10 protein-coding genes are annotated in these 10179 nt (G+C 64.4%); 6 read left to right on the top strand and 4 right to left on the bottom strand.

Annotated elements, in window-relative coordinates; genetic code table 11:
• Window positions 1–623 precede the first annotated feature (623 nt).
• Window positions 624–2591 (bottom strand): AI-2E family transporter, encoded by a 1968-nt coding sequence (locus GSQ92_RS15045; protein WP_158806418.1) that lies wholly within the window; start codon window positions 2589–2591, stop codon window positions 624–626.
• Window positions 2592–2816: 225 nt separating this feature from the next.
• Here GSQ92_RS15045 and GSQ92_RS15040 point away from each other — a divergent pair, with 225 nt between their 5' ends.
• Window positions 2817–3044 carry a hypothetical protein gene (locus GSQ92_RS15040; RefSeq protein ID WP_158806416.1) on the top strand — a complete coding sequence of 76 codons (228 nt, stop codon included), beginning with the start codon at window positions 2817–2819 and terminating at the stop codon, window positions 3042–3044.
• Window positions 3045–3055: 11 nt separating this feature from the next.
• Here the strand turns inward: GSQ92_RS15040 and GSQ92_RS15035 are convergent, their stop codons facing one another.
• From GSQ92_RS15035 to GSQ92_RS15025, 3 genes are read right to left on the bottom strand one after another with little or no spacing between them, the layout of a single operon-like run.
• On the bottom strand, window positions 3056–3823 hold the full coding sequence (locus GSQ92_RS15035; protein ID WP_158806415.1) for a phosphatase PAP2 family protein: 768 nt from the start codon (window positions 3821–3823) through the stop codon (window positions 3056–3058).
• 42 nt (window positions 3824–3865) lie between these two features.
• Entirely contained in the window at window positions 3866–4624 is a 759-nt protein-coding gene (locus GSQ92_RS15030; protein ID WP_158806648.1) for a carboxylesterase, read from the bottom strand.
• Window positions 4624–5922: a hemolysin family protein gene (locus GSQ92_RS15025; protein WP_371418098.1), complete on the bottom strand. Its 1299-nt coding sequence runs from the start codon at window positions 5920–5922 to the stop codon at window positions 4624–4626. The genes GSQ92_RS15030 and GSQ92_RS15025 overlap by 1 nt, the downstream gene beginning before the upstream one ends.
• A 193-nt stretch (window positions 5923–6115) precedes the next feature.
• On the opposite strand from GSQ92_RS15025, the gene GSQ92_RS15020 reads away from it, so the two are divergent.
• From GSQ92_RS15020 to GSQ92_RS15000, 5 genes are all read left to right on the top strand, one after another.
• Window positions 6116–6649, top strand: a complete 534-nt coding sequence (locus GSQ92_RS15020; RefSeq protein ID WP_158806405.1) for a DUF3429 domain-containing protein — start codon at window positions 6116–6118, stop codon at window positions 6647–6649.
• 140 nt (window positions 6650–6789) lie between these two features.
• The gene (locus GSQ92_RS15015; protein ID WP_158806403.1) at window positions 6790–7044 is read left to right on the top strand and encodes a hypothetical protein; all 255 of its coding nucleotides are present in this window, start codon (window positions 6790–6792) and stop codon (window positions 7042–7044) included.
• Between the two features lie 135 nt (window positions 7045–7179).
• The gene (locus tag GSQ92_RS15010) at window positions 7180–8577 is read left to right on the top strand and encodes a pyridoxal-dependent decarboxylase (RefSeq protein ID WP_159013649.1); all 1398 of its coding nucleotides are present in this window, start codon (window positions 7180–7182) and stop codon (window positions 8575–8577) included.
• Complete coding sequence (locus tag GSQ92_RS15005) at window positions 8574–9200, top strand: bifunctional 4-hydroxy-2-oxoglutarate aldolase/2-dehydro-3-deoxy-phosphogluconate aldolase (protein ID WP_158806402.1); 627 nt, start codon at window positions 8574–8576, stop codon at window positions 9198–9200. The genes GSQ92_RS15010 and GSQ92_RS15005 overlap by 4 nt, the downstream gene beginning before the upstream one ends.
• 23 nt (window positions 9201–9223) lie before the next feature.
• Window positions 9224–10159 (top strand): sugar kinase, encoded by a 936-nt coding sequence (locus GSQ92_RS15000; protein ID WP_158806400.1) that lies wholly within the window; start codon window positions 9224–9226, stop codon window positions 10157–10159.
• Window positions 10160–10179: the final 20 nt, after the last annotated feature.

Raw genomic sequence — 10179 nt, 5'->3', positions numbered from 1 at the left:
CGCACACACCTTCTTCTCCGCCATCTGCATCGCAGCCAGTGTCACCTTCTATCTCAAAGAATGAGTCCTGACCCTAGTCTTCCTCTTCCAGTAAAGAGGCCCCGCCACCAGTCACGGTGGCTCAGGCCGATGCCGTTCAAATCGATAAAGGCAATCGAACGAAATTTCGTTTCGATTGGCTCTCGATGTCCACTATCGCTTAGCGACTGGGGCTCCGACTGGGCAACGAAGAAGGTCAGTCGGGAGGATTTGCCGAGGGTGGCCTATGAAAGCTAGACAGTGACCATGGAATAGCATGCAAACCACGCGGCGACAGTGCCCGTACCCTCAGCTGTTTCGTATTTTCTGCGCCTCATTAGATGAATATTAACCTTTGTGTGGCGAAGCATCAGCGGAGGTCTAACCTCCCCTGAAAATCAATTTGCCTCAGCATAACACGATTCGAAAGCGGAAAGACTTTGCGACGAAATGTCGCACAGCCCCGAGGCTTTGATGTTGCTATATCGAAGAAATTGCCTGGCTCTCAATATGCTTTCTGCTCAACAGCGCTGAACAGCTCGAGCCAAAAAATTTGTATACCCATATAGTCCTGATGCGCCTGCGATAGGTTGCGTTGCACTAGGTCATGCAGCCTGAGACTCGCTGCCTGACCGTCCTGGGCTTTCGCTGCAGATTTCGACACATTGTATGACCGCATCGCGCAGCGAAGTGACATAGGCGCTTGCTCCCATCATCGCGCGCATCTCCTCATTTGAGAGGAATGGATCCTCCATTGGCCAAAGTCCCACGAGGATTGGCACGGTTGCGTCCCGTAGTCTCAGACGCCGCAGCAGGTAACGAAGATGCGTGGGATGGCCGATGATCTCCAAATATGAGATGCAGATCATCCTGACGTCGGTGAGGTCGAGAGTCGCGATACCGCTGCGTGAGGTTGCCTCATGCGGCACCAGCCGCGTCGCGAAGCCATGCTTTCGCAGAAGCTGCGCAAGCATCCCAGCTGCCGCGTCGTCCAGTGCACCACGGCCCGAGATACACAACACTAGCGGCAGAGGCGTCTGCGCTTCACCTGGGTTCGCCACAGGCTCGACATTTGCATCCGGCGCGGGCAGCGTGGCGGGCACACCACGATCGGCCCGCTCCACGCCCGCGACACCGATGATGTCCTTCCCCAACCGCTCCGGCGGATCGACGTCGTCATACTCCTCCAACTCATCGACGAGCGATTGGAGGTCGTCGCGCAGCCGCGCGATCTGCTGCTCGGACACCACGCCGCGACCGACATCGCCCGCGGCGAGCTGCAAGGACTTGAAAGCGATTTCGTCGTAGTAGGAGGAGAGCGAGCGTGTAGCGAGCAAGTCTTCGGCCTGTTCCAGCATCTCATCCGGATCGTGGGCGAGGAGCCGCTGGTAAAAGGTCTCGACCGGCGTAAGCGCGGGCCGATCTCCCAGCAGCACGTCGAAAAACTCCAGCTTCTCCACATGGCGCCCGACGACCACGAGGCACAGTGTGAGAGGGGTCGACAGGATCAGGCCGATAGGCCCCCACAGCCAACTCCAGAAAATCGCGACCACGATCACCGCCACGGGGGAAAGCCCGGTGCTATGGCCGTACAGCATCGGCTCCACGACCTGCCCCATCACGCTTTCCGTCAGGAGGAAAAGGGCGAGGGTCCAGATCGACATTCCCCAATTGGGATCAACGGCCGCGGCGAGGCAGATGGGCAGGAGCGCTGCGATGAGCGAGCCGATATACGGCACGAATCGCAGCAGCATGCCCAAGACACCCCAAAGGATCGGGCTCGGCACTCCAATGATCGTCAGACCTATGCCAATGATCACGCCGAAGCCCGCATTGATACAGAGCTGTGTGAGGAAGTAACGCGACAGACGATGCGCGGCATCGTCGATTGCAAGCGTGGTGCGATGCAGATCGGTCGATCCGAAAAGCCGGATCAACCGATCCCGCAGGTCCTCCTGCTGCATCAGGATGAAGATGGCGACAACGAGCACGATGCCGACCGTCTCGATCGGACTGAGAATCGGTTCCAGAAAGCGCTTAAACAACGCGAAAGCCGAGGGAGTCGGTTCCTGGACCGCGACAGGCAGCGGCTGCGGCCCGCCATCGCCCGCGGTGGCAGCTGAGGCCGCGGCATCCGCCGCAGTTGGATGCGGTCCGATATGCGGCGCAAAATGGCTCATCACCGTATGCAGCCGTTCCATGGCAAAGCCGCGAACGGCCTCGAACTTGTGGAGTACGGTCGCCTGGTAGCGGGGCAGGTCACCGGCCAGACTCGCGATCTGGGAGCCGATAAGTCCGCCGATCAGGAGGATGACACCGAGCGCCAGTAGCACGGCCAGCAGAACCGCCACGACTTTCGGCAGTCGAAGGCGGCGAAGCAGCCCCACCAAGGGCGCGAGGACAAAGCTGAGGAGAATGGCGAGCGTGATCGGAATCAGCACGTCGCGGCCAAGATAGAGCGCGACCACAACGACAACGCCCGTGGCCAGCGCCATCAATCCTTCCGGCTTTGGACCCTCCGTGGGCGGGACCTTAGCTTTGGGCAGCGGACCTGCGGGGTTGATGACGGACATCCGAATCTCCTCAGGCCCCAGGCCGGATCGGCGTGCCCCTGGCCGATATGGTTGTGGGCCATCAATCGAATAGGTGTGGAGTCAGGATTAAGAACCGCGGCTAAACTTCTCAGGCTGAAACATTGGATCTTCACGCCCCGAGTCACTTAATCGTCAATGTTCTTGCTTTGTTCCTAATTTCATCCTACCTAGATCAAGTCGCAGTATTCAGAGAGGTCGCAGGCCATGCTCGAAACTCTTCTTCACCCCGCCGATGATCGCGAAGTGGTGCAGGAACTCGCCTTTGTTCTTCGCAGCCGGGCGACGCGTAACCGGCGGGACAGTCGCGATGAGGCCGAGATGACGGCGGAGCGCCTCGTTGATTACCTCCACCTCTCCGGCTTCGAGCTTATGCGGCGGCCTCAGGCAAGTCTGGACATGTCCTATGTTGGTCCGGTCGGCGACCGCGCCTGACCGCCGCCCGGCTAAGGCGAGGTCGTTGGGGGAGCGGGAGGGAGATTGAGCATCCTGCGGACCTCGACCTCAGAGGTTTTGAAATCCGCCATGAATTTCGCCGAATGGAGAAGCGCATTGGCCATCAAGGCGGCGGCGACCTTCCCGGCCGCCACGTCGCTGGGATAGTGCTCACCTGAGATGACCCGCATGGATGCGAAGTCGTTCGCGCGGGCGAACAACGCGTCACGCTTCTCCGGCACCATGATGCCGAGCAGGATGGCGGTCACATAGGCGAAGGTGGAATGCCCGCTCGGGTATCCTCCGCCGCCCGGCCGCAGCATCACCGGATTGACCTGGTCATTCGTGATGAAGGGGCGCGGCCGCATGAAATAGCCCTTGGCGGCAGTAATGATTTCCGAGTCGTTCAATATGACGCGCTTGAAGAACGCGTCCGTGAACGGGAGGTTTACCTTCGTGAAGCCCGGGCCAAGAACATCGCCAAAGCGGAAGATCGACTTCTTGAAGTCCTTGACCGAGGCCGTGACCTGGTCCGTGGTCCGCGCCGCCTGCGCGTCCATGACCGCCTTCATGTCCGCCTTCTGGGCGTCTGAGCCGAGCAGCGGCGGGGGCGCCAGCATCTCCTCAAGGTTTACATCCGCTGGCGTAATGTAGAAATCGTCGGCCTGAGCGCCGCGAATTGGCGCGCCCAAAGGCAGAAGCAGGCCAAGGGCCAGAACTACACGCAACGTCAGCTTCATGGTCGCCCCCCAAGGCCGTCCTTCGAGCAGAACGATCATCTTACCTAAGCCGGTCTGCCCTAAGGCAAAGTGATGGCGGCCTCAAGGCGCATCGAGCAGCGCGCCGACCACGCCCTCCAGCAAAGCGAGATCGGCCTCTCGTGACAGTCGGTGATCGCCGTCCTTCACAAGGGTCACCCTCACGTCGTCGCCTGTCACCCGCTCCGCGATATCGAGCGCGGTTCGCCAGGGCACATCGCTGTCCCGCTGTCCCTGCAACAGCCGCACCGGGCAGTCGAGGGCTATCGGGCCGTTGAGCCGGAGATGGAGCCGGCCATCCTCGATCAGGCCCAAGGTTATGGGTGTCGGCTCGCCATACTCGCTCGGCATCGCCAGGACGCCTGCGGAGAGCAGCGTCTCGCGCTCCCGAGGCGCCAGTGCCTCCCAGATCAGCCGCTCGGTGAAATCGGGCGCCGCGGCGATACCGACAAAGCCCGCCACACGCTGGGGCCGAGCAAGCGCAATGTTGAGCCCGATCCAGCCGCCCATGGACGAACCGACCAGGATCACCGGCCCCTCGGTGACCGCATCAATCACGCGCAGCGCATCCGCCGACCAAAGGCCAATCGTACCATCCTCGAAACGGCCGCCGCTCGCCCCATGGCCCGAATAGTCCAGCCGCAGCATCGCCTGGCCACGCCGGGCGGCGAAAGCCGCCAGATGCATCGCCTTCGAGCCTTCCATGTCGCTGCGAAAGCCGGGCAGGAACACGATCGTCGGCCCGGCGCCGCGCAGGCGCCGCCATGCCAGGCTTGCGCCATCCTCCCGCGCCAGCCTCCCGCTCTCCTCGGCACCGGCCATCACGATGGGACCTCGCTCTGCCGTTCCACGCGCAGCTTATCCACCCGCCGGCCATCCATGCTGAGCACCTCGAACCGCCAATCGCCGAACAGCAGCGCATCCCCCGTCTGCGGCACCCGGCGCAGCAGCGCCAGGATCAGGCCGGCCGCCGTATGGTAGGTGCCCGGTGCCGGCAGATTGCCCAGCGACAGCTTCTCCTTGAGCTCATCCAGCGGCATGAGCCCGTCGAACACGAAGTTCGTTTCGTGAGACGCACCCGTCGCATGCCCGCGCGCCTCCGTCCCGGTGTCATCCGCGTCGCCGACGATCGCCTCCAGCATATCGGCGGCGGTAATCAGCCCCTCGAAACTTCCATATTCGTCGATCACCAGCGCCATGCCGTTGGCATCGCCCTTCAGCCGCTCCAGCGCGTCCAGCGCCGAGATCGCGTCCGGCACGATCATCGGCTGGCGCATCGCGTCATCCAGAGAGAGTGTCCCGCCGCTCAGCAAGCGGTCCAGCATGTCCTTGGCCTGAACGACGCCCACGACGTTATCGACGGTGCCGTCGCCCACCACGAAGCGCGAATGGGCATTGCCCTTGATGCGAGCGACGATGTCGGCATGGGTCGCGGCACGATCGATCCAGGCGATTTCCGTGCGCGGCGTCATGATCGCCCGCACCGGCTTATCGGCGAGGCGGAGGACCCGCTCGATCATGAGCTTCTCCTCGCTCTCCAGCACCCCGGTCTGCGTGCTTTCGGCGAGCAAAGCCCGCAGCTCCTCTTCGCTCGGCAGATCAGGCCGCGCGCGATGGACACCCATCAGGCGCAGGATGCCCGCCGAGGTTTTGCTGAGAATCCAGATGACCGGGGTCGAAATGCGAGCCATCAGCACGAGCATGGGGGCGACGCGGGAGGACAGCAGCTCGGGCCATCGCAAGGCAAGCTGTTTCGGCACGAGTTCGCCCAGCACCATGGTGAGGAAGGTGATAGCGACGACGGTGACGAAGAAGGCGAAGCCATGGGCGATCGGGCGCAGCAGCTGGCTGCGTTCCATCAGGTGTTGCAGCGCCACAGTCACCCGCTCGCCGCTGAACATGCCGGTGACGACGCTGACAAGGGTGATGCCGACCTGCACCGTCGGCAGAAAGATTTGCGGCCGCTCCTTCAGCCGCCGGGCGACGCCGGCCCCTGCGACCCCTTTCCGTTCCAGCACGGCGAGACGTGCCCGCCGCGACGAGATCAATGCCAGCTCGCTACCTGCGAAGAGGCCATTGATCAGGATCAGCAGCAAAATGCCGCAGAGTTCCAGCCAGATTTCCACAGCCCTCGCCTATCTTCGTCCGAATAGGCGCAAGCCGCGGCGCCAAATCCCGAAGACCTCCTACATCATTTGCAGCCCGGCCGAACCTGCGAAGGCGCGTCGCTTGGCAGCAGCTAACGCCTAAACCCCTCCCGGCATGCGAAGATGCCGGGAACAAGCCGCCAAACGAGCCAAGAAAGAAGATGCCATGATCCGCGCCAATCACCCCCTGGTCTTGCTGCTCAGCGTGTTGGGCCTCGTCCCCTTTCTAGCCTGCGCCTATCTCGCCTGCGCCTGGCAGGCGCCATCCCAGGCGCATGGAATGATCGCCTTGCTGGCCTATGGCGCCGTGATCCTCTCTTTCCTGGGCGGCATCCACTGGGGCTGGGTGCTGGCGGAAGGCGAGGTCGATGAGCTCGGCCTGCCATCCACTCGCGTGGGCGGAGTTCCGGGCACGATCCCGAGCCGCGTTCAGCAGGGCCGCATCGCGCTCGGCATTCTGCCGGCTCTGATCGGCTGGGTCGCATTGCTGGTCGGTATCCTGGCGCCGGCGCCCGCGATCGGCCTCTGCGTGCTCATCGCGGGCTTCATCGCGACCATGGTTGGCGAGCAGGGTGGCCATCGCTACGGCTTCCTGTCGAAACGCTATCTATGGCTGCGCTGGGCGCTCACGGTCGTCGTAGTCGCCATCCTGACCACCGTCGTGGTGCTCCGCCTGACCGGGGCTCGCGTGATCTTGTAGCGATTCGCCGCCGCAATTTGCCTCGGTCGTGCCATATTGATGCATTGATAAGGTTGAGAAAATGAGGTCCAGGCCGAGCGCACTAGTAAATGTGGCGCAAATAAGTCTAAAATCGGTCGCGACGACGACAGGAGTGCGAAATGCTTGGGAAGATGGTGACCGGCAAGCAGCCGGTTTCGGAGGGGGCGACGGTGCTGCCCTTCGTGCGGCCCGATGGCGTCGCGTTTCGCCAGATGCCGGAGCTTGAGACTTTCGAGGACCACGAGCCTTTTGACGAGATCGCCTTCGCGGATGCGATGACTTGGTCGGTTGGCCAGGATTTCGGCCGGTCCGGCCTTCAGCTCGATGGGATGCACCGTGACCAGCAGGGGTTCGGCGCCTGGGGTCTTTGCTGAGCGGGAAACTCCCCTCTTCCGCCCACGGCGGAGGCCCCTCATAAGGGCGTCGTGCCGGACATAATTGCAGAACTGAAAGCCGAAACCGATCTCGATCCCAAGGATTGGGAGGCCTTTCGCAGGATCGGGCATCGCATGCTCGACGACATGATCGACCATCTGCGTGACCGGCGAACCGAGCCCGTCTGGCGGCCTCTACCCGATGCCACGCGCGAAACCCTGCGAGCGCCGCTCGATCCCGCGCCGTGCCCTCTTGCGACGATCTACGATCAGTTCCGCGAACAGATTCTCCCCTACGGCACCGGCAATACCCATCCACGCTTCATGGGCTGGGTTCACGGCGGCGGCACTCCCGTCGGCATGCTGGCGGAGATGCTCGCCGCAGGCCTGAACGCCAATCTGGGCGGCCGTGACCACGCCCCCGTCGAGGTCGAGCGACAGGTTATCCGCTGGGCCGCCGAGGCCTTCGGCCTTCCCGCGACAGCTGGCGGCCTCCTCGTCACCGGCAGTTCGATGGCCAATTTCATGGCCGTCCTCATGGCGCGCACCGCGGCCTTGGGGGCGGACTGCCGCCGGGACGGTCTCAGAGACGTTCGGCTCACCGCCTACGCCTCGGCTTCCGCCCACCGCTGCGTTCCGGATGCGCTCGACATGGCCGGCATCGGCAGCGCCGCCCTCCGCCTCATCCCGACGAACAACGACTTCGCGATGGACCAATCCGCCCTCGCCGCCGCCATCGCCGCCGACCGGCAACAGGGCGCGCAACCCTTCATGGTGATCGGCACCGCCGGCTCCGTCGATATCGGCGCCTTCGACGACCTCCCCGCCATCGCCGATCTCTGCGCCGCCGAGGATCTCTGGTTCCACGTCGATGGCGCGTTCGGCGCTTTAGCAGCTCTCGCCCCCGGCCTGCGTCATCTCGTGCGAGGCATGGACCGCGCCCGCTCGATCGCCTTCGACTTCCACAAATGGGCCCAAGTGCCCTACGACGCCGGCTGCATCCTGGTGCGCGACCAGGCAGATCAGCTCGCGACCTTCGCCTCGTCCGCCGCCTATCTGCGACCCGGCGCGCGCGGCCTCGCCGCCAATGCGCCCTGGCCCTGCGACCTCGGCCCGGATCTCTCGCGTGGCTTCCGCGCGCTGAAGGTGTGGTTCACCCTGCAAGCCTTCGGCGCCGACCGCCTGGGCGCCGTGGCCCAACAAAGCTGCACCATCGCCCGCCATCTCGCCGAGCGGATCCGCGCCGAGCCCGAACTCGAACTCCTGGCGCCGGTGCCACTCAACATCGTCTGCTTCCGCTATCGTGGCACGGACCCGGATAACCTCAACGCCGAACTCGCCGCCGACCTGCAGGAAGCCGGTATCGCTGCCCCTTCCACCACCGTGATCGGCGGCGCTCTGGCCATCCGGGCCGCCTTCGTCAATCATCGCAGCCGCATCGAGGACGCCGACATCCTGGTCGAGGCGGTTCTGGCGACGGGGCGGCGGCGAAGCGGCCGACAAGGCGATCACGGGAGGAAAGTCGAACCATGAGCGAACACCCCTTGATCGGGCAGCTAAAGGCGGCCCGCGTCGTGCCCGTCCTTCGCATGAAGAACGCGGCTCATGCCGCGACCGCGGTGCGCTGGCTCCATGACGCCGGCCTCCGCATCTTCGAGATCACCATGACGATCCCCGACGCACCTGCCCTGATCCGGGAGCTTTCCACAGATGCCTCTCTGCTGGTGGGCGCCGGCACGGTGCCGGATGCCGCCACGGCCGATATCTGCCTGCGCGCCGGCGCGCGTTTCCTCGTCTCGCCCTGGGTCGATCCCGATCTCGTCGCACCCTGCCGCGCGGCGGGCGCCATCCTGATGTCCGGCGCCATGACGCCGACCGAGGTGCGCGCGGCCCGCAAGGCCGGGGCGCAGGTCGTCAAGATATTCCCCGCCAGTTCGGCCGGCGGACCCGCCCATATCAAGTCGCTCTGCAGTGTCTTCCCCGAGGTCGTCTTCTGCCCGACCGGCGGCGTCGACCCGAGCAATGTCGCAGCCTATCTCGCGGCGGGGGCGAGCTTTGTCGGCATGGGCGGCAAGCTCTGCGACGAGGGACTAGTCGCGGCGGGCGATCGTGCGGCGGTCACCGCCGCCGCCGAACAGATCATGGCCTCCACCTGACAGTCCGGGCGCATATCGCGAAGATGGCAGTCGATCTTCTCTGCATCGGCGAGCCGTTGCTGGAATATAACCAGCTCCCGGCAACGGATGATGGCCGCGTGCTCTATCAGCAGGGCCATGGCGGGGACACGTCCAACGTCGCCATCGCCGCCGCCCGGCAGGGCGCCAAGGTCGGCTACCTCACCGCGATTGGCGAAGATCCCGGCGGCGACTCGCTCCTTTCTCTTTGGAAGGCCGAGGGCATCGATACCAGCACGGTCAAGCGCTCGATCGCGCATCCGACCGGGGCCTATTTCGTGACCCATGGCCCGGACGGCCATCGCTTCACCTATCACCGCCGAGGCTCGGCGGCATCGACACTGGCCGTCGCCGATATCCCCGAGTCGACGATCGCCGGCGCCCGCCTGGTCTTCGCCTCAGGCATCAGCCAGGGTATCTCCGAGAGCGCCGCCGACGCCATCTTCCACGCCTTCGCCGTCGCCCGAAAGCATGGCGTCGCTGTCGCTTACGACACCAACTATCGCCCCGCCCTCTGGCCGCCGCTCCGCGCCGCCGCTGTTATCCACGCAGCGATCTGCCAGGCCGATGTCGCGCTGCCGGGCCTGGAAGACGCCAGGCTGCTGACCGGTCTCGAGGATCCCGAGGCGATCCTCGACTTCTACCTCGGCCTCGGCCCGGGCCTGGTCGTGCTGAAGATGGGCGAGCAGGGCGTTTATGTCGGCACACCCGCCGGACGGCAGCGCATCCCGGCCTTCACCGTCGCCGCCGTGGATGCCACCGGCGCCGGCGACACCTTCTGCGGCGCCCTGCTCGCCCGTCTTCTGGCCGGCGAGCCGAATGAGGACGCCGCCCATTACGCCGCCGCCGCCGCCGCCATCTCGACCACCGGCTACGGAGCCGTCGCGCCTATCCCCCATGCACCCGAAGTCTTCGCCGCCATGGCGATGCGGAACCGTTAGGGCGATCCAATACTCAACGG

Origin of the sequence: Acidisoma sp. S159, assembly GCF_009766125.1 — a bacterium.
Lineage (GTDB): Bacteria > Pseudomonadota > Alphaproteobacteria > Acetobacterales > Acetobacteraceae > Acidisoma.
The sequence above is the reverse complement of the archived record's forward strand: the minus strand, read 5'-3'. Positions and strand labels throughout refer to the sequence as shown.